The sequence below is a fragment of the Amycolatopsis sacchari genome, assembly GCF_900114035.1.
GTDB classification, from domain to species: domain Bacteria; phylum Actinomycetota; class Actinomycetes; order Mycobacteriales; family Pseudonocardiaceae; genus Amycolatopsis_E; species Amycolatopsis_E sacchari.
In genome coordinates this window covers 292,109-314,544 of record NZ_FORP01000004.1, presented here as the reverse complement: position 1 = coordinate 314,544, position 22,436 = coordinate 292,109, and the positions used below count along the sequence as shown (strand labels likewise).

Sequence of the window (22,436 nt, the reverse complement as noted above, 5' to 3'; positions counted from 1 at the left end):
CAGATGGTCACCGACGACGTCCAGCGGCTGAAGGCGGCGATGGCCGGCCTGGTCCGCGAGCAGGCCGACCGGCACGCGCTGCACCAGCGGCAGGCCGTGGAGATCAAGGCCGAGGCACACGAGTACATGACGAAGCAGGCCCAGGCCGCCGAGCGCTACCTCCAGCACCGGCGGGAGCTGGGGCGGCGCGAGGCCGAGGAGGAGCGCCCGGATTCGGTGCAGGAGCTGGACTTCGAGCCCGAGGGCTTCGCGGAGTCCGAGGCCGACGAGGAAACTGTCCCGCCGCCGCCCCCGCCCGCCCCGCCCGCCCCGCAGGAGGTGGCACCGCCCCCGCCGCCGCCCGCCCCGGTTCCACGCCGCAGCACCCGCGCCAGGGCGAGCGAACTCGACGAGGATGACGACGACGACTTCCTCAACAACCGGTGGCGCGACGAATGACCCCGCAGCCGTTCACCCGCCGCACCTCGGAAGAGGAGCTGTCGGACCTGCGTGCCCGCCTCCGCGCGACTCGCTGGCCCGACGCGCCCGAGGACGCCGGGTGGACGCTGGGCGCGGACGTCGCCTACCTGCGTGAGCTGGCCGGGTACTGGGCCGACGGGTTCGACTGGCCGGCGCGGGAGGCGGAACTCGCCGCGCTGCCGCGGTTCCGCGTCCGGCTGGGCGGATTAGGTATCCACTTCGTGCACGCCAGGGCGGTCGCGCCGGCCGGGCCCGCGCTGCCGCTGGTGCTGGCCCACGGCTGGCCGGACTCGTTCTGGCGCTACACCAAGGTGATCCCGCTGCTGACCGATCCCGGTGCGCACGGCGGCGACCCGGCCGACGCGTTCGACGTGGTGGTGCCGGACATGCCCGGCTTCGGCTACTCCGACCACCCGCCACGCCCGCTGGATTCGATCGCCGTCGCCGGGTTGTGGGCCGACCTCATGACCGTGCTGGGGTACGAGCGGTTCGGCGCGGCGGGCGGGGACATCGGCAGCGGGGTCAGCCGTTTCCTGGCGCTCGACCACCCGGACCGCGTCGTGGCGGTGCACCGCATCGACGCGGGAATGCCGGTGTACCAGGGAGATCCGGCGGATCTGGCGCCGGAGGAGCGCGCGTTCCTGGGGGCCGCCGCGGCGTGGGGCGCTGCGGAGGGCGCGTATGCGGCGATGCACCGGACGAAGCCGCAGACCGCGGCTGTGGGCCTCACCGATTCCCCGGCCGGGCTGGCCGCGTGGATCGTGGAGAAACTGCGGTCGTGGAGCGACTGCGGTGGCGACGTGGAACGCAGCTACACCAAGGACGAGATCCTCACGAACGTGATGCTCTACTGGCTCACGGGCACGATCGGCTCGTCGATGCGCATGTACCACGCGAACGCCGCGATCCCGCTCGAGCAGCACGCCCGGCGCGTCGAGGTCCCGTCCGGCTTCTCCCTGTTCCCCGGCGATCTCGCCCACCCGCCACGAGCGTGGCTCGAGCGCGTCGCGAACGTCGTGCACTTCAGGGAACTCCCGCGCGGCGGCCATTTCGCCCCGTTCGAGGAACCGGAGCTGTACGTCGAGGAGCTGCGGGAGTTCTTCCGCCCGTACCGGAACCGCCCTCAGGTCAGGTGATCGAAGTCCCCGCGGGTCCAGGCTATGTGGCGGTCCGCGGAGCGCCGGACGACGGCACGCGCGTCCGCGTCGATGCGGTTCTCGAAGTTGCCGTAGACGCGGTCGAACGCGAACTGCTCGACGTGCCGGGTCACGCGTTCGACCACTCCCGGGGATAACGGGATCCGGTTCGGGTAGCTGCGCATGAAGCTGACCGAGCTGCGGTCGGGGTTCGGGAACAAGGTGTCCCCGCTCAGCAGCACGCCCCGGCCACCGGCCCCGGCCGCCCAGTGCGCGACCGCGCTGCCGGGGAAGTGCCCGCCGACCTGGCTCAGCGTCACGCCCGGCACGACCTCCTCCGTGCCCTTCCACAGCCGGATCACCGGATCGGGCCTCGCGATCCACTCCGCGTCCGCCTCGGTCACGAGCACCGGCACGCCTCCCAGGCGCCTGCTCCACTCGACCTGCACGCCGAACATGTGCGGGTGGCTCGCCGCGATGGCCACGACCTCGCCCAGTTCACGCACGCGCCGCACGGCGTCGTCGTCGAGGTAGCCCAGCGGGTCCCACAGCAGTGAGCCCGCCGGGGTGCGCACCAGCTTGCTCTGCTGCCCGATGCCCGCCTTCGGTGTGCTCGACACCCCGAACAGGTCCGGCTCCAGCTCGACGACCTCGGTGCGGTAGCCGCTCCCGGCCAGTTCCTCGAGCGTGGTCCAGTGTTGTCCGTCGGCGGGCACCCACTGGCGCTCGTCGGCGCAGATGGCGCACACGTCGATCCGCTCGGCGTGCTCCACCGCGCAGGTGCCGCAGATCCAGAAGGTCATGCCCGTTCCCCCGCGTCGCTCGTTTGCGCCACTTTAACCCGCAAGGCCACCGCGGTGGCGACGACGGCGAGCAGCACCGCGAACGGCCCCGGCACGACGGTGCGGCAGCGCCGCCACCAGCCCCGCGCCACGGCTCACCGGTTGTTCTCCTCGGTGAGGTCGACCAGTCCACTGTGGATCCGGGTTGAGCAGCATGCCTAGGCGAGGAACGTCCACCGTCGCGCACCTCGGGGCCGCCGCACGCGGCGAACGCCTGCAACTGCACGAGGGGCCCGGTGCGGGCCTCCATCCCGCCTGCAGCCCAGCTCCACGAGCTGCTCGCATCGTCCGCCAGCCTGCTACTTTCGTCGTACATATTGTCAACAATTTCATTGACGATTAGGGTGCTGACCGAGCGGCTGAAGGAGCACCGGAGCTGCCACCCGTCCGCACGCGAAGAGGAAAAGCCTTGATCATCGACTGTCACGGCCACTACACGACCGCCCCGCCCGCGCTCGAGGCGTGGCGCAAGCAGCAGGTCGCCGCGCTGTCCGACCCCGGCACCGCCGCGCCCGTGCGCGCGGACCTGCGGATCAGCGACGACGAGCTGCGCGAGACCATCGAAGCCAACCAGCTGCGGCTGATGGACGAGCGGGGCATCGACGTCACGATCTTCTCGCCGCGGGCCTCGTTCATGGCGCACCACATCGGCGGCTTCGAGACCTCCGCCGAGTGGGCCTCGATCTGCAACGAGCTGTGCTACCGCATCAGCAAGCTGTACCCCGAGCGCTTCGTGCCCGCCGCGATGCTCCCGCAGTCACCCGGCGTCGACCCCGCCACGTGCATCCCCGAACTGACCCGCTGCGTGGAGGAGTACGGCGCCGTCGCGCTCAACCTCAACCCCGACCCGTCCGGCGGGCACTGGACTTCACCGCCGCTGACCGACCGCCACTGGTACCCCATCTACGAGAAGATGGTCGAGTACGACGTGCCCGCGATGGTGCACGTCAGCACGAGCGTCAACCCCGCCTTCCACACCACGGGCGCGCACTACCTCAACGCCGACACCACCGCGTTCATGCAGCTCGTGCAGGGCGACCTGTTCGCGGACTTCCCGACGCTGAAGCTGATCATCCCGCACGGCGGCGGCGCGGTGCCCTACCACTGGGGCCGCTTCCGCGGGCTGGCGATGGCGCTGGGCAAGCCCGAGCTGGAGGAGCACGTGCTGAACAACGTCTTCTTCGACACCTGCGTCTACCACCAGCCCGGTTCGGACCTGCTGTTCGACGTCATCCCGGCCCGCAACATCCTGTTCGCCTCCGAGATGATCGGCGCGGTCCGCAGCGTCGACCCCCGGACCGGGCACTACTTCGACGACACCCGCCGCTACGCCGAGGCCTCGCCGAAACTGACCGCGGATGACTGGGCCGCGATCCGGGAAACCAACGCCCGCACCGTGTACCCGCGTCTGGACGCCCTGCTGAAGGAACAAGGCCGGTGACCGCACCCAAGACTCCCGGCTGGCTGGACTGGTACGCCAACCCGTCCAAGCCGTCGTTCGCGCTGCCGCCGGGGACCGTCGACGCGCACTGCCACGTTTTCGGTCCCCAGGCGGAGTTCCCGTTCGCGCCGGAACGCAAGTACACGCCCTGCGACGCGAGCAAGGACCAGCTGTTCGCGCTGCGCGACCACCTCGGCATCAGCCGGACCGTGATCGTGCAGGCCACCTGCCACGGCGCGGACAACTCCGCGATGCTCGACGCCGTGCGGGCCGCGGGGAACCGCGCCCGCGGGATCGCCACGGTCCGCCCCGACGTCAGCGAGGCCGAGCTGCGCAGGCTCGACGCGGCGGGCGTGCGCGGGGTGCGGTTCAACTTCGTGAAGCGACTCGTGGAGGCCTCGCCGAAGGAGGACCTGACCACGATCGCGGCGAAGGTCGCGCCGCTGGGCTGGCACATCGTGCTCTACTTCGAGGCCGCCGACCTGCCCGAGCTGGAAGGCTTCTTCAGCAGCCTGCCCACCCCGCTGGTGATCGACCACATGGGACGGCCGGACGTCACGAAACCCGTTGGCGGACCGGAGTTCAGCGGCTTCCTGCGGTTCGTCGGCAGCAACGACGTGTGGGTGAAGGTGAGCTGCCCCGAACGGCTCACCGTCACCGGGCCCGCCGCGCTCGACGGGCAGCGCCACGCCTACACCGACGTCGTGCCGTTCGCGCGGCGCGTCGTGGCCGAGTTCGGAGACCGCGTCCTGTGGGGCACCGACTGGCCGCACCCGAACCTGAAGAACCACATGCCCGACGACGGGCTCCTCGTCGACTACGTGCCGACGATCGCGACCACGGCCGAGGAGCGGCACAAGCTGCTCGTCGGCAACCCGATGCGCCTGTACTGGCCCGGCGAAACCGCCTGAGGCCCCTCCTCCCTCCCCCGAAGGGCATGCAATGCAGCACGCCAACGCGCTCAACCGGCTCAACCGGCTGCCGATCGCGCGGTTCCACAAGCTCACCCTGCTGGCCGTGGCGTTCGCCTACTTCTTCGAGTTCGCGGACATCAACAGCTTCGCCACCACCTCGCCCAAGCTGATCAAGCTGTGGGGCGTGACCGTCAACCAGGTCGCGTACGTGACCTCGCTGTCGTTCGTCGGGATGTTCCTCGGCTCGATCGTCGCGAGCACGATCGCCGACCGGTGGGGGCGCAAACGCGCGCTGCTGCTGACGACGGTGTGGTTCGGGTTCTTCTCGTTCGCGGCGGTGTTCTCGTGGGACATCGTGTCGCTGGGCGTGTTCCGCGTCCTGACCTCGGCCGGGCTGTCGGCGATGACCGTCGTGGCGGTGATCTACGTCAACGAGCTGTACCCGGCCGCCAGCCGCGGCAAGTACCAGGCCTACGCGATCGTGATCGGCATCTGCGGCACGCCCGTCACGAACCTCATCGCGAGCGCGGTCGTCGGCATCAACGACTGGACGTGGCGGCTGGTCTACCTGTGGGGCGCGCTGGGCGTGCTGCTGGTGCTGTTCACGCGGCAGCTGAAGGAATCGCCGCGCTGGTACGAAAGCCGGGGCGAGCACGACAAGGCCGACGCGGTGCTGCGGGAGATCGAGGCGCAGGTCGCCGCCGAGAAGGGACCGCTGCCCGAGCCCGCGCCGCCGGTCCAGGAGGCGCCGGCGGGCAAGGCCCCGCTGCGGATGCTGCTGCAGAAGAAGTACCTGTTCCCCACGCTGCTGCTCACCGTCGTGTGGGTGACGCAGACGATCGGGTTCTTCGGGTACTCGACGTGGGCGCCGACGCTGCTCGCCAAGGAGGGCTTCAGCGTCGAGAAGTCCGTGTTCTACGTCGCGCTCACCACGGTCGGCGCGCCACTGGGGTCGTACCTGGCGGCGCTGGTCACCGACCGCTTCGAGCGCAAGTGGTGCCTTGTCGCGTTCGGCGTGGTGATCGCGGTGTGCGGGTTGTTCTACGGCCTGACGTTCGACCCGATCCTGATCGTGGTGTTCGGCTTCCTGGTGAACCTGTTCGAGCGCGGGTACACGGCGCTCGGCTACGCCTACTCGCCCGAGCTGTTCGACACCCGTGGCCGGTCGCTGGGCACCGGCGTGTCCTACGGCCTCGGCCGCTTGTCGAACGCGGCCGGGCCGCTGATCGTCGCCGCGCTGTACAACGGCAGCGGGTACCAGAGCGTGTTCTTCTTCATCGCGGGCACGTGGACGGTCGGCGCCGTGGTGCTGGCGATCTTCGGCCCGCGCACGCGGCAGGCCACGCTGAAGCCGGCCACGGCACCGAAGGCCGCCGAGGTCTGACTGCCCTGGCAGCCGTAGCATCCGCTCGTTGTCGCCGCGCCGGCGGCTGTGGACGAGGGGCTGGGATGACGGCGTCGTTGGCGGTGGGGGAACGGGTCGAGCCGCGGGGCGGGTCTCGTCCTCGCGTCGGTGTGGTGGTGCTGACCGCGTTGGCGGTCGTGCCGGTGGTCCTGGCGTTGTGGACGGCGGCGCGGACTTCGCGGGCGCACGTGCTGCTGGATTACTGGCACGTGCTGGCGAAGGTGACGGCCGATGACGGGTCGTTGCAGTGGGGTCAGGTGCTGACCTACCACCTGGACCAGCCGTTCGTGGTGCCGTCGTTGCTGTTCTGGGCGGACGCGGCGTGGCTGGGCGGGGACAACCGGGTGCTGACCGTGCTGGCGGTGCTGTTGCTGGCGGTCGTGGTGGTCGTGTTGCGGGCGATGCTGCCGGGGACGTTCTCACCGCTGGTGAAGGCGGCGCTGACGGCGGGGTTCGCGTTCCTGGTGTGTTCGTCGCACCTGGCGGAGTTGTGGTTGCAGGCCACGAACGGGATCAGCTGGGTGCCGGCGGTGACGTGTGCGGTGGTGGCGGTGTGGTGTGCGCACCGGGGCCGGGTGTGGTGGTCGTGGGGTGCGGCGGTGGTGGCGTGCCTGTGTTTCGGGGCGGGGTTGCCGGTGTGGTTCGCCGTGGCGTTGACGAGCGCGGCGCGGGGTGAGCGGCGGTGGCGGTGGCTGACGCCGGTGGTGGCCGGGGTCGTGGTGGTCGCGGTGTGGTGGGTGACGAAGCCGGCGGGGCCGCAGTCGCTGGCGACGACGGCGGTGGATCCGGACCGGCGGTTGTCGGTGTTCGCGGCGGCGCTGGGCGGGTTGTGGTCGGCGGATGTGCCGGTGGTGGCGGTGATCGCGGGCGGGGTGACGGTGGCGGCGCTGGTGGTGCTGGTGTCCCGGGTGGGGCGGGACGCGGCCGTGGCGGGCTGGGTCGGGCTGGCCGGGTATGCGGTGCTGGTGGCGGGTTTGCTGGCGCTGGGCCGGACCACGACGGCGGTCGGGAATGTGGGGTTGCTGGGCCGGTACGGGCTGGCGGCGGCGCTGGCGACGAGTGCGTTGCTGGTGCTGGTGGTGTATGTGCGGCCGGGGTTGTCGTCGCGGGTGGTCTGACCGGGGTGGTGACGCTGGGCCTGGTGACGCACGCGATCGGTGGCGGGAAGCAGGACCAGGCGCGGGCGGCGTACGCGCCGCTGGAGGTGGCGGCGGTGGCGTTGCGGGTGGAGGCGCCCCAGGCGATGGCGGCGCTGAGCATCGAGCCGTCGGTGGTGCCGGCGGCGCGGGCGCTGGGAGCGTTCCCGTTCAACGACGCTTTCACGCTGGGCTGCGCACCGTACGAGCTGGGGTCGCGAGTGGACCTGTCGCGGGTGACGGCGTTGCCGGGCCCGGCGGACGCGGGGCCGAGCAAGGGCGTGATCGACAGCCCGGCCGTGACGGGGGACGCCGTGTTGTCGGGGTGGGCGGTCGTCGGTGGGCAGGCCCCGGAGTGCGTCCTGGTCGTGGACGGTACGGGGGCGGTGGTCGGGGGCGGGGTTTCGCACCTGTCCCGCGCGGACACGCCACAACCGGGCTGGCGCGCGGTGGCGGCCCCGGGTGCGGCGGATCTCACCGTGCTCGCTGTGCAGTCCGGGGGGTTGTACCGGTTGTCGCGCAGCGGCGGTTGAGGCCGCGCTGGGGGTGGCCGAGTGTGATGGCGGCGTTTGCCGCTTGGGGCTTGTTTCGCCTGTCGCGCGGCGGAAACCCGCCCGCGCTGGCGGCCTTGCCGCCCGGGCTTCTCACCGTCTGCCGCGGGGTGGAGGTGGCCGCGTTGCCGCCCGGGCCTTGTGTCTCCTGTCGCGCGGCGGAAACTCGCCCGCGCTGGCCGCGCCGCCGCCTGGGCTTCTCCCCGCCAGCCGCGCGGCGGAGGTGGCCGCGTTCGCTGGCCGCGTTGCCGCCCGAGGCTTCTTGCCGCCTGTCGCGGGGTGGCCCCCCGCGCTGGCCGCGTCGCCGCCCGGGCGTCTCCCCGCCAGCCGCGCGGCGGAAACCCGCCCGCGCTGGCGGCCTCGCCGCCCAGGCCCCTGCTCCGCCCGTCAGACCGTCGCCAGCGCGGGTTCCGGCACCGGGATCTCCGCGACGCGCGGCTTGCGCAGGGCCGCCGCCGCCACGGCGGTGACCGCCAGCGTCACCAAGCCCGCCACCAGCAGCGCCTCCCGCGGACCCAGGCTTTCGCACAGCCACCCCAGCAGCGGCGCGCCCACGGCGCCCGCCCCGGCGGCGATCGTCCCGTGCACCGCCAGTACCCGGCCGCGCATGCCCTCCGCCGCGTCCAGCTGCAGCCGCGTGCTCTTCGCGGTGTCGATCACCACGGCACCCGCCGCGATCGGCAGGATCACCACCGCGAACCCGAGCAGCCCCGGCGCGTACCCGCTCACCGCCTGCAGCACGCTCGTGACCGCACCCGCCGCCAGCAGCAACGGCACCGTCAGCTCCCGCACCCGCGCCGCGAGCACCCCGCCGAGCACCGTCCCCACCGCGAACACCGTCGACAGCGCGCCGTACCCGCCGGCACCGGCGTGCAGCGGGCCCTCGGTCATCGCGGCCATCGTCACCTGGTAGTTGCGGCCCAGCGCGGACAGCACGAAACCCAGCGCGAACAACACCAGCAGCACCCGGTGCCCCCGCAGGTACACCAGTCCCGCGCGCACCCCCGCCTCCTCCGGCGGGCTCACCGCGAGCGGGTGGAACTCGCCCGGCCGCATCACGGCCAGTGTGCCCAGCACGAACAGGAAACTCGCGGCGTTGATCAGGAACAGCGGCGCGTCCCCGACGGTCGCGGCGAGCGCGCCCGCCAGGCTCATGCCCAGCACCCGGCCGATGGCGTTGCTGAGCGAGCCGAGGGCGAGCGCGTTGCCCAGGTCGTCGCGGGGCACGACCTGTCCGGCGAACCGGCCCAGCGCGGGCCCTTCCAGCGTGCTGACGAGCCCGCCCGCGGCGGTGAGGGCGTAGATCGGGGTCAGCGGCAGCTCCCGCCAGACCAGGAAAGCCAGCAGCAGCGCGATGACCAGGTGCGCAACCTCACCCGCGACGATGAGCCGGCGGGGCGGGAACCGGTCGGCGAGCGCCCCGGCCCACGGGCCCAGCAGCAACGCGGGCAGCGTGCTGATCAGCACCGAGAACCCGACGGCGGTCGCCGAGCCGGTGCGGGCGAGTACCACCCAGTTCAGGCCGAGTACCTGCATCCAGCCGCCGGTCACCGACACGACGTCGGCCAGAGCCCACAGCCGGTAGTTGTGGTTTCCGAGCGCACGGAGCATCGGCGGCACAGTTCGCCGCAACGGGAACTCCTTGAGAGAAGAGAAGAACGAACAAGAACGCGGCGGGCACCCCTGCCCACCGTGACCCAAAGTAAACCTCGATCTCGACGTTTTGTAGCGACGCGGGGTGTGGGCATGGCAACATCGTTTCCCGGTAACGCTTCTCGGCGGCCCGGTTGTTGACGGTTCCCCCGCGCTGCCGCACTCTCGGTGCGGTGATCTACGACGAGATCGGCTACGAGGTCGCGGACGCGATCGCCACCATCACGCTGAACCGGCCGGAGCGGCTGAACGCGTTCACGCTCGAGATGGCGCACCAGCTGATCGCCGCGTTCGACGAGGCCGACGCCGACGACTCCGTGCGCGTGGTGATCGTCACCGGCGCCGGGCGCGGGTTCTGCGCGGGCGCGGACCTCGAACGCGGCGCGAGCACCTTCGACAAGGACGCGCACGGCGACGTCGAGGGGTTCGGCGAGGTCGACGGCGTGCCGCGGGACGCCGGTGGCGCGGTCTCGCTGCGGATCGCGGCCAGCCGCAAGATCGTCATCGGCGCGTTCAACGGCCCGGCGGTCGGTGTCGGCGTGACCATGACCCTGCCGATGGACATCCGCATCGCCGCCGAGACCGCGAAGTTCGGCTTCGTCTTCGCGCGCCGCGGCATCGTGCCCGAGGCGGCCTCGACGTGGTTCCTGCCGCGGATCGTGGGCATCTCCCGGGCCGTCGAGTGGGTCGCGACCGGGCGGGTCTTCGACGCGGCCGAGGCGCTGGCCGGGGGACTGGTGTCGCGGGTGGTCCCGCCGGACGAGCTGATCCCGGTGGCGCGGTCGATCGCGCGGGAGATCGCGGACAACACGTCGGCGGTGTCGGTCGCGGTGTCGCGGCAGCTGCTGTGGGGCATGCTGGGTTCGCCCACGCCGTGGGACGCCCACCGCGAGGACTCGCGGGCGCTGCTGCGGCTCGGCGCCGGGCCGGACGCGATGGAGGGCGTGCTGGCCTTCCTGCAGAAGCGCCCGGCGGACTTCCCCGGCAGGGTGAGCACCGACTACCCGCCGGACGTGCCGCCGTTCCCCGGGCGGCCGTGAGGAATTCGCGCGGATGGCCCTCACGCGGCAGGCCGGGGGAGGGCTACGGTTCGCCTCGTGCGCGTCATCGTCGTCGGAGGCGGGATCGGGGGTTTGACGGCCGCCCTCGCGCTGCTGCGGGCCGGGCACGAGGTCCGGGTGGACGAACGCGCCGCGGGGTTCGGGGAGATCGGCGCGGGTGTCCAATTAGGACCGAACGCGACGCGGGTGCTGCACGGCCTCGGGCTGGACGCCGCGCTCCGGCGGACCGCGTTTTCGCCGGTGGCGACCCGGTTCCTGCGGTGGGAGGACGACACCGTGCTCACCGAGTGGCCGCTGGCGGGGCACATGGAGGCGCGCTTCGGTGCGCCGTACTACACGGTCTACCGGCCGGACCTGATCACGGTCCTCGCCGCGGCGCTGCCCGCCGGTGTCGTGTGCTTCGGCAAGGCGGTGACCGCCGTCGAGTCGTGGCACCCGCGGCCGCTGGTCCGGTTCGCCGACGGCACGGCGGAGACGGCGGACGTCGTCGTCGGCGCGGACGGTATCCACTCGGCGGTGCGCGGGGCGACCGTGGCGGAGACGGCGGCGCGGTTCTCCGGCATGTGCGCCTACCGCGCGCTCGTGCCCGCCGACGCGCTTTCCGCCGAGCCGGCCGTCCGCGTGTGGCTCGGGCCGAACCGCCACCTGGTGGCCTATCCCGTGGGCCGCTTCGTGAACCTCGTGTGCGTGGTGCCGGCGACCGACTGGCCGGAGGAGTCGTGGACGGCGCCGGGCAGCCTCGCCGAGCTGCGGGCCGCGTTCCGGGGCTGGTCCCGCGAGCTGAACGACCTGCTCGGCCACGTCCGCGAGCCGGTGTACCGGTGGGGCCTCTACGACCGGGAACCGTTGCCGCGCTGGTCCACGGCGACGACCGCGCTCGTCGGCGACGCCTGTCATCCGATGCTGCCGTTCCTGGCGCAGGGCGCCGCGCAGGCGATCGAGGACGGGGCGGCGCTGGCCGCCGCGCTGGACGGGGACCTCGCGCCCGCGCTCGCGCGTTACGAGGCGCGGCGGCGGCCGCACACCGCGCGCATCCAGCGGCGCTCGTGGGACAACAACGTCGACTACCACCTGCCCGACGGCCCGGCACAGCGGCGTCGCGACGCGGCCCTGGCCGCGGGTGAGGGGATGAACGTGGAGTCGCTCAGCTGGATCTACGGCAACGACGCCGGCAGGTAGCGCGCCCGGAGCCGGAAGCGCTCGCCCTGCGGGCCGACGATGCTGAGGAACTCCGCGGCGTGGTCCCCGGCGTTGCCGAACCAGTGCGGCAGGTGCGTGTCGAACTCGGCGACCTCGCCGGGGCCGAGCACGAGGTCCTTGTCGCCGAGCACGACCCGCAACCGTCCATTGAGGACGTACAGCCAGTGGTACCCCGGGTGCGTGCGCGGTTCGGGCTCGACGTCGGGGCCCGCGGGGAGGATCTGCTTGAACGCCTGCAGGCCACCGGGTTTGCGGGCGAGCGGGATGATCGTCAGCCCCTCGCGCCGGACCGGGCGCGGGAACACCCGCGGATCGGCGCTGGCGGGGGCGCCGACCAGGTCGTCGAGCGTCATCCGGTACGCCCGCGCCAGCGGCAGCAGCAGTTCCAGCCCGGGCCTGCGCTGGCCGGACTCCAGCCGCGACAGGGTGCTGACCGGGATGCCGGTCCGCTGCGACAGCGTGGTCAGGGTGAGCCCGGCGCGGCGGCGGAGGTCCCGCAGCCGCGGGCCGACCGCCACCAGCACGGCGTCGTCGTTCATCACTCCAGTGTCGCCGGGGTTTTGCGGTTTTCGCAAAGATCTTCGCCGGATCGCGCCTCTTGGGGCAGGTTGACGGGCGGAGGTGGTCACCGATGACGGTGGGGTTCTGGGAACAGCGGTACCGCAGCAGCGACCGGCTCTTCAGCGGTGAACCGAACGGCGCGCTGGTCGCCGAGGTCGCCGGCCTGGCGCCGGGCCAGGCGCTCGACGTCGGCTGCGGGGAAGGCGCCGACGCGCTGTGGCTGGCGCGCCGTGGCTGGCTGGTCACGGCGGTCGACATCTCCCGCACGGCGCTCGAACGCGCGGCCGCCGCGGACGACACCGGCCGCGTCGCGTGGACGAGGGCCGATCTGGCGACGGCGCGCTGGCCGGCCGGGACCTTCGACCTGGTGTCGGTCCACTACGTGCCGCTCCCGCGCGTGCCGGGCGACGGGCCGCTCCTCGGCCTGCTGGCGGCGGTCGCGCCGGGCGGCACGCTGCTGTTCGTCAGCCACGACCTCGCCGGCCTGGATTCCGGCGACTACTACCGCTCCGCCGACGTCACCGCGCTCCTCGGCGGTGACTGGACGATCCTGGTCGACGAAGTCCGGCCGCGCCGGACCCCGGAGGGCTCGCCCCACACGCGGGACACCGTCCTCCGGGCCCGGCGCCTGCGGTGAGAACGCGTGCGCTGGCCCGCCTGGAGCCCGCACCGGAGGTGTGTTTCCGCTCCCCGTCACGGGAGCGGCAGTGGCAGCCGGACCGCGGGCGGCAGGGGCGTCGGCTCCGGTCGCGCCCGGAAGGACTGGAGCATCAGGGCGGCGAACCGCCGGGAGGCCGCCACGCGCAGTTCCGGGGAGCGGGCCTGGATGCCCTCGTTCGCCATCATGGCGAGGATGACGTCCTCCAGCACGATGTCCTCGCGCAGCTGCCCGGATTCCTTCGCGCGGTGGAGGAGGTCGAGCAGCATGCGCAGGGTGCGGTCGCGGTCGGTGGCGACGTCGGCGGTGTGCGGCAGCTGCGCGAGCAGCGCGCGGAAGCCCCGGTCGCGGGCGTGCGCCTCCATGAGCCTTTCGAGCACGAGGCTGAACCCGCGCCACGGGTCGGGCTCGGCGAGGCCTTCCTCGACGATGGCGGAGCACAGCGCCAGCTGCTCGGCGAACGCCTCGGCGAACAGCGCCTCCTTGGTGGGGAACCGCCGGTACACCGTCGCGAGGCCGACGGCCGCGCGGCGGGCGATCTCCCGCATCGGCACGTCGAAGCCCCTGCTGCCGAAGGCCACGCGTGCCGCCGCGAGGATGCGCTGCCGGTTGTCCGTGGCGTCCGACCGCAGCGGACGACTCACTTCCGTGCTCACCGTTCTCACTTTAGCCAGGCGAACGGCGCGTTTCGTTAGCGTCGGCGGACATGAGAGCTGTTCAATTTTCCGAATACGGCCCGCCCGCCGTCGTGCGGGTGGTCGAGGTCGAGGAACCCCACGCCGGGCCGGGGGAGATCCGCATCGCGGTGCGGGTCTCGGGCCTGTCGACCGGTGAGGTCGCGATCCGCTCCGGAGCGATGCGCGACCTCGTGCCGGCGCGGTTCCCGTGGCGGACCGGGTTCGACGCGGCGGGCGTGGTGGACGAGGTCGGGGAAGGGGTCACCGGCGTCGCACCCGGGGACGAGGTGTTCGGCATGACCTCGTCGGTGACGCGGGGAGCGAACGCCGACCACGTCGTCCTGGTCTCGTGGGCGCCGAAACCGTCCGCGTGGAGCTGGGAAGAGGCCGGTGCCGCCGCGGGCAACGTCGAGACGGCCACGCGGGTGCTCGACCGGCTCGCCGTCCGTCCCGGGCAGACGGTGCTGGTCCAGGGCGCGGCGGGCGCGGTGGGCACGCTCGCCGTGCAGCTCGCGGCCGCCCGGGGCGCCAGGGTCATCGGCACGGCCAGCGAGCGCAACCACGAGTTCCTCCGCTCGCTCGGCGCGGAACCGGTGACGTACGGGCCGGGGCTGGCGGACCGCGTGAGCGTGCTCGCGCCGGACGGCGTGGACGCGGTGTTCGACTGCGCCGGGGGCGCGCTGCCCGAGTTGGTCAAGATCGCCGGGAGCCCGGACCGCGTGGTGACGATCGCCGACATGACCGCGGCGAGCCACGGCGTGCACCTGTCGCACGGGACGCCGGAGGCCGAGGCGGGCGGGAACGCCGACCCGCTGGCCGTGCACGGCCTGGACCTCGCGGTCGAGTTGGCGGCCCAGGGGAAGCTGCGCGTGCCGGTCGCGGCCGCGTTCCCGCTCGAGGAGGTCGCGGCCGCGCACGAGCTGAGCGAGGGCAAGCACGCCCCGGGACGGATCGTGCTGGTCCACTGAGCGTCAGTCCCCCGGCAGCCGCGCCGAAGGCCACTGTCCCTTGTGGACGGCGGTGTGCACCTGGGCGGTGAGCTCGGCGGCGACCACCCGCACGGCGGGTGTGGCGGGTGCGGCCCGCGGGACGCCGAGGACGATCGAGCGCCACACCTCCGGCTGGGCCAGCGGCGCGGCGGTCAGCGTGCCCGCGGCGAGGTCGGCGGCGATGCCGACCGCCGGCAGCACGGTCCAGCCGTGCCCGCCGCGCACGAGCTGCTTCTGCAACGCCATCGAGTTGGTCTGCACCACCGCGTCGATGGTAGTGCCCGCCTCCCGCGCGGCGGTCGTGATCAGGGTGTGCAGCCCGTGCCCCGGCGCGGGCATCACCATCGGCCGGGCGGCGGCCTCGGCGAAGGGCACGGCCACGTCCGGCCGCAGCCCCTCCCCGGGCCCCGCCACGGCCCACAGCCGCTCGCGCACGACCGGCGTCACGTTCAGCGACGGGGTGCCGGTGAGGTTGTACAGCAGGCTCAGGTCGAGGTCCCCGTCGTCGAGCCACTGCTGCAGGTGCCCCGAGTAGGCGCTGAGCACGCGCAGCTCGATGCCGGGGTGGGCCCGCCGCGCGGCCGACACGAGGGGCTCGGCGAGCAGTTCGGCGGTGCTGTCGAGCAGGCCGACGGTCACGATCCCGGTGATCGCCCCGCGGTCCGGCGTCAGCTCCGCACGGGCGCGCTCCAGCTCGGTGAGGGCGCGGCGGGCGCGTTCGACGAGCTTGAGCCCGGCCTCCGTGGTCCGCATGCCCTGCCGCGTGCGGTCGAACAGCGGCACCCCGACCTCGTGCTCCAGCGCCCGGATCTGTCTGGTCACGGCGGGCTGGACGACGTGCAGCAGCTCGGCGGCCTTCGTCACGCTGCCGACGTCGGCCACCGTCACCAGCGCCTTGAGCTGCTTGAGGTCCATCCCCGCCATCCCCGTCCGGCATGCCGCCATCACGAATCAGTATTTCACACGCCTTCTCATGAGAGTCCATGATGACTGGGACGGAGAGGAGGCACGAGGTGGACGGGCTCAGCGAAGAGGAAACCGCGATCGTGTCGCTCGTGCGCGAGTTCGTCGACCGCGAGGTGCGGCCGGTGGCGCGGGAGCTGGACCACACGAACACCTACCCCGAGAAGCTCATCAAGCAGATGAAGGAGATGGGCATCTTCGGGCTGGCGATCCCCGAGCCGTGGGGCGAGGCGTCGGTGTCGGCGCAGTGCTACGCCGCCGTGACGGAGGAACTCGCGCGGGGCTGGATGAGCCTCGCGGGCGCGATGGGCGGGCACACCGTGGTGGCGAAGCTGCTCGTGCAGCACGGCACCCGCGAGCAGCAGGACACGTACCTGCCGCGCATGGCGACCGGCGAGATCCGCGCGACGATGGCGCTCACCGAGCCCGGCGGTGGTTCAGACCTCCAGGCGATGCGCACCACCGCGCGGCGCGAGGGCGAGCACTACGTCGTCAACGGCGCCAAGACGTGGATCACCAACGCGCGCCGGTCGCAGCTGGTCGCGTTGCTGTGCAAGACCGATCCGGCCGCCGAGCCCGCGCACCGCGGGATGAGCATCCTGCTCGCCGAGAAGGGCCCGGGTTTCCACGTTTCGCGGGACCTGCCGAAGCTGGGCTACAAGGGTGTCGAAAGCTGCGAGCTGGCGTTCGACGACTACCGGGTGCCCGCCACCGCCGTGCTCGGCGGCGAGGAGGGCCGGGGGTTCACGCAGATGATGCGGGGACTGGAGATAGGCCGGATCCAGGTCGCGTGCCGGGCGCTGGGCGTCGGGCGGGCGGCGCTGGAGGACGCGCTGCGGTACGCGCAGGAACGCGAGAGCTTCGGCAAGCCGATCTGGCAGCACCAGTCGGTCGGCAACTACCTGGCGGACATGGCCACCAAGCTCGAAGCCGCGCGCCAGCTCGTGCACCACGCCGCCCGCCGCTACGACTCGGGCGAGCGGGCGGACCTCGAAGCCGGGATGGCGAAGCTGTTCGCGTCGGAGACCGCGATGCAGGTCGCGCTCGACGCGGTGCGCATCCACGGCGGGTACGGCTACTCCACCGAGTTCGACGTCGAGCGCTACTTCCGCGACGCCCCGCTGATGATCGTCGGCGAGGGCACGAACGAGATCCAGCGCAACGTCATCGTCCGCCAGCTCGTGCAGCGGAACCCGCTGTGAGCGCGCCACTGGACGGGATCCTGGTCGTCGCGCTGGAACAGGCGGTGGCCGCGCCCCTGGCCACCCGCCAGCTCGCCGATCTCGGCGCGCGTGTGGTGAAGATCGAGCGGCCCGAGGTCGGCGACTTCGCCCGCGGCTACGACCGGACTGTGCACGGCCAGTCGAGCTACTTCGTCTGGCTCAACCGCGGCAAGGAAAGCCTCGAACTGGACGTCAAGCGGGACAAGGAGCTGCTGGACGCGGTGCTCGCGCGGGCCGACGTGTTCGTGCAGAACCTCGTGCCCGGCGCGGCGGAGCGCCTCGGCCTCGACGCCGCGACGCTGCGGGCCGGACGGCCGGAGCTGATCCACTGCTCGATCTCCGGTTACGGGCCGGACGGGCCGTACCGGGCGAAGAAGGCCTACGACCTGCTGGTGCAGTGCGAAACCGGGCTCGTCCTGTCCACCGGGACGCCGGAAGCCCCCGCGAAGGCCGGGTTTTCCGTCGCCGACATCGCCACCGGCATGTACGCCTACAGCGGCATCCTCACCGCGCTCTACCACCGCGAGCGCACAGGCGAGGGCGCGAGCCTGGAGGTCGCGATGCTCGACGCGCTCGGGGAGTGGATGAGCCAGCCCGCCTACTTTTCCCGCTACGGCAACGAACCGCCGCGCCGCACCGGGGCGCGGCATCCGTCCATCGCGCCCTACGGCCCGTACCGGACCCGGGACGGGCAGGTGTTCCTCGGTGTGCAGAACGATCGCGAGTGGACGGTCCTGTGCGCGGACGTGCTGGGGAACGCCGATCTCGCGCGGGACCCGCGCTTTGTCACCAACACGGACAGGGTGACGAACCTGGAAGCGCTTACCGGATTGCTGGAAAGCGCTTTCTCGAAGCGCACCGCCGACCAGGTCGTCGAGCTGCTCGACCGGGCGGGGATCGCCAACGCGCGGTTGCGCACCCCGGAGGAGTTCACCCGGCACCCGCAGCTGGCCGCCCGCGACCGGTGGCGCGAGGTCGGCACTCCCACGGGACCGGTGCGGGCACTGTTGCCACCGGTCGTGTCGGATGACTGGGAGCCGGTGCTCGGTGCGGTGCCGGCGCTGGGCGAGCACAACGAGGCGATCCGGGCGGAGTTCGCGCCGGGGGAGGAGGCGGGATGAGCGAGGTCGTGACGCGCACGGAACTGCTGACGCCGGAACCGGCCGCCGCGCTGGCGTCGTTGCTGGGCGTACCGGAACCCGAGGGCGGGCTGCCGTTGCTGTGGCACTGGGTGTACCTGCTGGAGCGGCCCGCGCAGGCGGATCTCGGGCCGGACGGGCACCCGGTGCGCAACACCGTCCCCGCACCGCCGGGGCCGGGCCGTCGGCGGATGTGGGCGGGCGGCCGCGTGCGCAGCCGCGGGACGCTGCGCTGCGGCGAGGTCGCCACGAGGCAGACGCGCGTGCTTTCGGTGCGGGAGAAGCAGGGCCGGTCGGGCGCGCTGACGTTCGTGGTGGTGGGGCACCGGATCGAGCAGGGCGGACGAGTCGTGGTCGAGGAGGAGCAGGACCTCGTCTACCGGCAGGCGACGTTGTCCGTCTCCGACAGCGGCCCCGAGGTGCCGCCCGAGCCCGGCGAGTGGTCGATCGAGGTGTCCCCGACGCTGTTGTTCCGCTTCTCGGCCTTGACCTACAACGCACACCGCATCCACTACGACCGGGACTACGCTCGGGACGTCGAGGGCTACCCCGGGTTGCTCACGCACGGGCCGCTGCAGGCGCTGGCGATGGCAGAGGCCGCGCGCGCCCGGGGACTGAGCGGAGACCTGCGTTTCGAGTACCGGCTGGTCTCGCCGCTGTTCGACTTCCAGGGACTCGTGGTCAGGGCGAGCGAAGAGGCCGGCGGGTTCGCCACCGCCGTGCGGGACATCCACGGACGGCAGACGGCGACCGGGCTGCTGCGGAGGCTCGATGACTGAGTTCCTCGCCCACGCCAGGACCTTCCTGTTCGTCCCCGGACACCGCCCGGACCGCTTCCCCAAGGCGCACGCGGACGTGGTGGTGCTCGACCTGGAGGACGCGGTCGGGCCCGACCAGAAGGTCGCGGCGCGGGAGCACGTCCGCGCGTGGCTCGCGGGCGGGCACCCGGCGATGGTGCGGATCAACCCGCCCGGTACGCCGTGGCACGAGGAGGACCTGGCGGTGGCCGTCGAGCACGGCTGCCCCGTGATGCTGCCGAAGGCCGAGGACCCGGCGGTGCTGGCGGCGCTCGGGGTGTCGGCCGGGGTCGTGCCGCTGGTGGAGACGGCGGCGGGCATCGCGCGGGCGGCCGAGGTGTGCGCCGCTCCGGGCGTGGTGCGCCCGGCGTTCGGCAGCGTCGACCTCGCCGCGCAGCTGGGGGTCGACCACCGCTCGCACGAGGCGCTGCGGTACGCGCGGTCGGCGCTGGTGGTCGCCGCGGCGGCCGCGGGGCGCGCCGCCCCGGTCGACGGCGTGACCACCGCACTCGACGACGAGGACGCGCTCGTCGCGGACCTCGAACACGCCCTCACGCTGGGGCTGACCGCAAAGCTGTGCGTGCACCCGCGCCAGGTGCCGGTCGTGCACCGCCGCCTCGCGCCGACGCCGGAGGAAGTCGCGTGGGCACGCGGCGTCCTCGCCGCGGCGGAGGACGGTTCGGTCGCGGTGTTCGAGGGGCAGATGATCGACCGGCCCGTGGTGCTGCGGGCACAGGCCGTACTCGCCCGGGCACCGGGCTGATCCCGGCTTTCCTTGCCCTGCCTGCCCGGGATCGGGGAGGATGCGGCGGCGCGGGTGAGAGGGTGAGGTGAGTGCTGTGGTGATGACGGTGGCCGCACGCACCCCCACCGGGCGCCGGATGCAGCTCGCCGTGCTGCTGCGGCGCCTGCGGGAGCAGGCCCGGCTGACGCAGGGCGACGCGGGCCGCTCCGTGTGGCCGTCTTCGAGCGCGGCCAGCGTGCAGAACAAGATCGCGCGGCTCGAGAGCGGTGACGCCGGGATCAAGCTGGAGGACCTGCGCAGCCTGCTGGCGGTGTACGGCGTCCAGGACGCGGCGGTCACCGACCTCGCGCTGCAGCTGCAGTCGGGGCTGTCGCAGCGCGGCCGCTGGACGGGGTTCCGCGCGGTGCACGACGACGCCACGCGCCGCTACATCGACCTGGAGGAGGACGCCACGCTCATCCGCCTGGTGGCGGCGGAGGTCGTGCCGGAGATCCTGCAGAGCCCCTCGTACCTGCGTGCCGAACACCCGGCCACCCGCGCGGACGCGCCCGAGCTGCAGGCGAAACTGGCCCGGCAGCGGACGGTGCTGCTCCGGCCGGACCCGGCCCAGTTCTACGCGGTGCTCAGCGAATCCTGCGTCCGCCGCACCCAGGGCGACGACGCCGTGCTGCGGGAACAGGTGGCGCACCTGATCTCGCTGTCGCGGCGCCCGCACATCACCATCCAGCTGGTGCCGTTCCGGCCGCGCGGCCCGGTCCGGCCGATCGCCCGCACGGGGCTGCTCGAACGGTTCGCGCTGCTGCGGCTGACCACGCCGGAGGTGCCGGGCAAACTGCCCGAGCACCTCGACTACGCGTTCACGAAGAGCGGGGCGGACCTCACGTTCAGCGATCACGTGCGGCACTACGAGACGCTGTGGACCGAGGCGACCGCGGCGGCGCTGACCCCGGCCGAGACCCGCGCGTTCCTCACCACGGTCCTGAACGAGCTCGACTGAAGGCGGTAACGGATGTCCCCCAGCGGTGAAAAGGCCACGGCGGCCGGCGTGTACGACTGGTTCCTCGGCGGCCGGTACGCGCGGGAGGCCGACATCGAGGCGGCGATCGCCAGCCAGCGGGCGTTCCCCGTGCTGGCCCGCACCGTGTTGTACAACCGGCAGTTCCTGCAGCGCGTCGTGCGGTACCTCGTCGGGCAGGGGGGGCGGCAGTTCCTCGACCTCGGTTCGGGCTACCCGAGTTCCGGCAACGTGCACGAGATCGCGCAGGAGCTCGCGCCCGGCGCGCGGGTGGTGTACGTCGACCACGAACAGGGCACAGTGGACGTCGGCCGCGAGATCCTCGCCGGAAATCCTGACGCGACAAGCATTCTGGGAGATGTGCGTGATCCCGAGGGCGTGCTGAACCACCCCGAGGTCGGCGAGCTGCTCGACTTCACGGAACCGGTCGGCGTGCTGATGATCGCCGTCCTGCACTTCCTGCCCGACACCGCCGAGGCCGCGCGCATCGTGCGCCGCTACGTCGACCACCTCGCGCCCGGCAGCTATCTGGCGATCAGCCACGGCACGTACGCCGCGGGCGCGCGGGAACTGGCCAACCAGACGGCGACCAACGAGACGTACAACCGCCAGGTGAGCGAAAGCGCTTACACCCGCACGTTCGCGGAGATCGAAAGCCTGTTCGCCGGCACGACCCTGGTGCCGCCGGGGCTCGTCCTCGCCACGGAGTGGCACCCGGAGGACCCGGCACACGAACACGACGACGAGGACGAGGCGAGCGCCGTCCTCGCGGGCGGCGTGGGCCGGGTCGATCCGCGGGGGTGACCGGCACCCTTCCACATCCCGGGAGTCGTTGACGCTGCGGCTCGGGCGGCGGTTCCATGACTCGCACGCGTTCCGGCTCCAGTGGGGAGAGAATCCGTGTCGACGTCCGCCACCGGTGTGCTCACGCGCCCGGAGGAAACCGCCGAAAGCCCGCCGCCACAGCGAAAACGGCGGCTGCCCGACCTGCGCCGCTGGCTGAGCCCGCTCGCGTTGCTCGTGGTGTGGCAGGTCGCCAGCAGCACCGGCGTCCTGCCGCCGGACAAGCTGAGCTCGCCCTGGACCGTGCTCCAGGCCGGGGTCGAGACCGCGCGCTCCGGTGAGCTCGGCGACGCCTTCGCCGTGTCGCTGGGCCGCGTCGCCGCCGGGTTCGCCCTCGGCGCGGGCGTCGCGCTGGTGCTGGGTGTCGCGGCCGGGTTGTCCACCTGGGCCGGTGTGCTCATCGACCCGCCCGTGCAGATGCTGCGCACGCTGCCGTTCCTCGGGCTGATCCCGCTGTTCATCCTGTGGTTCGGCATCGGCGAGGAACCCAAGATCCTCCTCGTCGCGCTCGGGGTGCTCTTCCCCTTGTACCTCAACATCTTCTCCGCACTCAGAAACGTGGACCCCGATCTCGTCGAAGCGGCGAAGGCACTCGGGTACACGCGCCGCGAACGGCTGCTGCACGTGCTGCTGCCCTCGGCCGTGCCGACGCGCTGAGCCCCGAGCAGGTCGAGCGTGCGCAGCGGCAGCTGGCGGCGAGCGAGTCCGTCGGGCAGCGGCGCATGGTCGCGCTGCACGGTGGTGCGCTCGCGAAAGGTGTGCGGGGACTGGAAATCCACCCCGGTCTGTGGGCCGGGGTGGGCCTCGTGCGCGGTGGCGCGGGCACGGCGCTCGTCGGCAGCCACCGCGAGGTCGCGGACCTCATCGAGGAGTACCACGGGCTCGGCATCGAGGAGTTCGTGCTGTCCGGCTACCCGCACCTGGAGGAGGCGTACTGGTTCGGCGAGGGGGTCCGGCCCGAGCTCGCCCGCCGTGGCCTGCTCGACCGCGCCCCCGTCCGTCCGGAAAGGACAGTCGCGGTGCGGTGA

The 22,436-nt window shown here is 72.6% G+C and carries 23 protein-coding genes and 2 pseudogenes; 19 read left to right on the top strand and 6 right to left on the bottom strand.

Annotated elements, in window-relative coordinates:
• The first annotated feature begins 3 nt into the window (after positions 1 to 3).
• Together BMZ92_RS10075 and BMZ92_RS10070 are read left to right on the top strand one after the other, a co-directional pair.
• A complete protein-coding gene (locus BMZ92_RS10075) occupies positions 4 to 438 on the top strand; it encodes a hypothetical protein (RefSeq protein WP_091505516.1) in 435 nt (144 codons plus the stop codon).
• On the top strand, positions 435 to 1,595 hold the full coding sequence (locus BMZ92_RS10070; RefSeq protein WP_091505513.1) for an epoxide hydrolase family protein: 1,161 nt from the start codon (positions 435 to 437) through the stop codon (positions 1,593 to 1,595). Before BMZ92_RS10075 ends, BMZ92_RS10070 begins: the two co-directional genes overlap by 4 nt.
• On the opposite strand, the gene BMZ92_RS10065 is transcribed toward BMZ92_RS10070, so the two are convergent.
• Together BMZ92_RS10065 and BMZ92_RS38565 are read right to left on the bottom strand one after the other, a co-directional pair.
• Positions 1,583 to 2,398, bottom strand: a complete 816-nt coding sequence (locus tag BMZ92_RS10065; protein WP_091505512.1) for an MBL fold metallo-hydrolase — start codon at positions 2,396 to 2,398, stop codon at positions 1,583 to 1,585. The two genes, BMZ92_RS10070 and BMZ92_RS10065, sit on opposite strands and share 13 nt — an antisense overlap.
• Positions 2,395 to 2,529, bottom strand: a complete 135-nt coding sequence (locus tag BMZ92_RS38565) for a hypothetical protein (protein ID WP_281245160.1) — start codon at positions 2,527 to 2,529, stop codon at positions 2,395 to 2,397. The genes BMZ92_RS10065 and BMZ92_RS38565 overlap by 4 nt, the downstream gene beginning before the upstream one ends.
• A 317-nt stretch (positions 2,530 to 2,846) precedes the next feature.
• Between BMZ92_RS38565 and BMZ92_RS10060 the strand changes: the two genes are divergently transcribed.
• The 5 genes from BMZ92_RS10060 to BMZ92_RS38090 all read left to right on the top strand — a co-directional run bounded on the left by BMZ92_RS10060 (position 2,847) and on the right by BMZ92_RS38090 (position 7,866).
• Positions 2,847 to 3,878, top strand: coding sequence for an amidohydrolase family protein (locus tag BMZ92_RS10060; RefSeq protein ID WP_091505510.1), 1,032 nt, complete (start codon positions 2,847 to 2,849; stop codon positions 3,876 to 3,878).
• Positions 3,875 to 4,789 (top strand): amidohydrolase family protein, encoded by a 915-nt coding sequence (locus BMZ92_RS10055; RefSeq protein ID WP_091505509.1) that lies wholly within the window; start codon positions 3,875 to 3,877, stop codon positions 4,787 to 4,789. The genes BMZ92_RS10060 and BMZ92_RS10055 overlap by 4 nt, the downstream gene beginning before the upstream one ends.
• 31 nt (positions 4,790 to 4,820) lie before the next feature.
• Entirely contained in the window at positions 4,821 to 6,176 is a 1,356-nt protein-coding gene (locus BMZ92_RS10050; protein WP_091505507.1) for an MFS transporter, read from the top strand.
• 65 nt (positions 6,177 to 6,241) lie between these two features.
• Positions 6,242 to 7,315: a hypothetical protein gene (locus BMZ92_RS38095; protein WP_143249837.1), complete on the top strand. Its 1,074-nt coding sequence runs from the start codon at positions 6,242 to 6,244 to the stop codon at positions 7,313 to 7,315.
• A 23-nt stretch (positions 7,316 to 7,338) separates the two neighbouring features.
• Entirely contained in the window at positions 7,339 to 7,866 is a 528-nt protein-coding gene (locus BMZ92_RS38090; RefSeq protein WP_245782981.1) for a hypothetical protein, read from the top strand.
• Positions 7,867 to 8,271: 405 nt separating this feature from the next.
• On the opposite strand, the gene BMZ92_RS10035 is transcribed toward BMZ92_RS38090, so the two are convergent.
• Positions 8,272 to 9,495 (bottom strand): MFS transporter, encoded by a 1,224-nt coding sequence (locus BMZ92_RS10035; protein WP_091505504.1) that lies wholly within the window; start codon positions 9,493 to 9,495, stop codon positions 8,272 to 8,274.
• Positions 9,496 to 9,710: 215 nt separating this feature from the next.
• Between BMZ92_RS10035 and BMZ92_RS10030 the strand changes: the two genes are divergently transcribed.
• Positions 9,711 to 10,577, top strand: coding sequence for an enoyl-CoA hydratase-related protein (locus BMZ92_RS10030; RefSeq protein ID WP_091505502.1), 867 nt, complete (start codon positions 9,711 to 9,713; stop codon positions 10,575 to 10,577).
• 57 nt (positions 10,578 to 10,634) lie between these two features.
• A complete protein-coding gene (locus tag BMZ92_RS10025; RefSeq protein WP_091505500.1) occupies positions 10,635 to 11,777 on the top strand; it encodes an FAD-dependent monooxygenase in 1,143 nt (380 codons plus the stop codon).
• Here BMZ92_RS10025 and BMZ92_RS10020 read toward each other — a convergent pair.
• A complete protein-coding gene (locus tag BMZ92_RS10020) occupies positions 11,753 to 12,337 on the bottom strand; it encodes a helix-turn-helix domain-containing protein (protein WP_091505498.1) in 585 nt (194 codons plus the stop codon). The two genes, BMZ92_RS10025 and BMZ92_RS10020, sit on opposite strands and share 25 nt — an antisense overlap.
• Positions 12,338 to 12,429: 92 nt before the next feature.
• Between BMZ92_RS10020 and BMZ92_RS10015 the strand changes: the two genes are divergently transcribed.
• Complete coding sequence (locus BMZ92_RS10015) at positions 12,430 to 12,996, top strand: class I SAM-dependent methyltransferase (protein WP_091505497.1); 567 nt, start codon at positions 12,430 to 12,432, stop codon at positions 12,994 to 12,996.
• Between the two features lie 56 nt (positions 12,997 to 13,052).
• On the opposite strand, the gene BMZ92_RS10010 is transcribed toward BMZ92_RS10015, so the two are convergent.
• Complete coding sequence (locus BMZ92_RS10010; protein WP_091505495.1) at positions 13,053 to 13,673, bottom strand: TetR/AcrR family transcriptional regulator; 621 nt, start codon at positions 13,671 to 13,673, stop codon at positions 13,053 to 13,055.
• A 50-nt stretch (positions 13,674 to 13,723) separates the two neighbouring features.
• Between BMZ92_RS10010 and BMZ92_RS10005 the strand changes: the two genes are divergently transcribed.
• Complete coding sequence (locus BMZ92_RS10005) at positions 13,724 to 14,662, top strand: NADP-dependent oxidoreductase (protein ID WP_091505493.1); 939 nt, start codon at positions 13,724 to 13,726, stop codon at positions 14,660 to 14,662.
• Between the two features lie 3 nt (positions 14,663 to 14,665).
• On the opposite strand, the gene BMZ92_RS10000 is transcribed toward BMZ92_RS10005, so the two are convergent.
• A complete protein-coding gene (locus tag BMZ92_RS10000; protein ID WP_245782980.1) occupies positions 14,666 to 15,628 on the bottom strand; it encodes a LysR family transcriptional regulator in 963 nt (320 codons plus the stop codon).
• A 68-nt stretch (positions 15,629 to 15,696) separates the two neighbouring features.
• Here BMZ92_RS10000 and BMZ92_RS09995 point away from each other — a divergent pair, with 68 nt between their 5' ends.
• The 8 genes and pseudogenes from BMZ92_RS09995 to BMZ92_RS09960 form a co-directional block, all read left to right on the top strand.
• Positions 15,697 to 16,848, top strand: a complete 1,152-nt coding sequence (locus BMZ92_RS09995; RefSeq protein ID WP_091505490.1) for an acyl-CoA dehydrogenase family protein — start codon at positions 15,697 to 15,699, stop codon at positions 16,846 to 16,848.
• Positions 16,845 to 17,990 (top strand): CaiB/BaiF CoA transferase family protein, encoded by a 1,146-nt coding sequence (locus tag BMZ92_RS09990; RefSeq protein WP_091505489.1) that lies wholly within the window; start codon positions 16,845 to 16,847, stop codon positions 17,988 to 17,990. Before BMZ92_RS09995 ends, BMZ92_RS09990 begins: the two co-directional genes overlap by 4 nt.
• Positions 17,987 to 18,787 (top strand): HTD2 family dehydratase, encoded by an 801-nt coding sequence (locus BMZ92_RS09985; RefSeq protein WP_091505487.1) that lies wholly within the window; start codon positions 17,987 to 17,989, stop codon positions 18,785 to 18,787. Before BMZ92_RS09990 ends, BMZ92_RS09985 begins: the two co-directional genes overlap by 4 nt.
• Positions 18,780 to 19,568, top strand: coding sequence for an HpcH/HpaI aldolase/citrate lyase family protein (locus tag BMZ92_RS09980; protein WP_091505486.1), 789 nt, complete (start codon positions 18,780 to 18,782; stop codon positions 19,566 to 19,568). Before BMZ92_RS09985 ends, BMZ92_RS09980 begins: the two co-directional genes overlap by 8 nt.
• Positions 19,569 to 19,635: 67 nt before the next feature.
• Positions 19,636 to 20,547 carry a helix-turn-helix domain-containing protein gene (locus BMZ92_RS09975; RefSeq protein WP_143249836.1) on the top strand — a complete coding sequence of 304 codons (912 nt, stop codon included), beginning with the start codon at positions 19,636 to 19,638 and terminating at the stop codon, positions 20,545 to 20,547.
• A 12-nt stretch (positions 20,548 to 20,559) separates the two neighbouring features.
• Positions 20,560 to 21,369: an SAM-dependent methyltransferase gene (locus tag BMZ92_RS09970; RefSeq protein ID WP_091505483.1), complete on the top strand. Its 810-nt coding sequence runs from the start codon at positions 20,560 to 20,562 to the stop codon at positions 21,367 to 21,369.
• A gap of 96 nt (positions 21,370 to 21,465) precedes the next feature.
• Positions 21,466 to 22,056, top strand: a pseudogene (locus BMZ92_RS09965) (ABC transporter permease); the annotation flags it as partial.
• Positions 22,050 to 22,436: pseudogene (locus BMZ92_RS09960) on the top strand (alkanesulfonate monooxygenase); the annotation flags it as partial. The pseudogenes BMZ92_RS09965 and BMZ92_RS09960, both read left to right, overlap by 7 nt.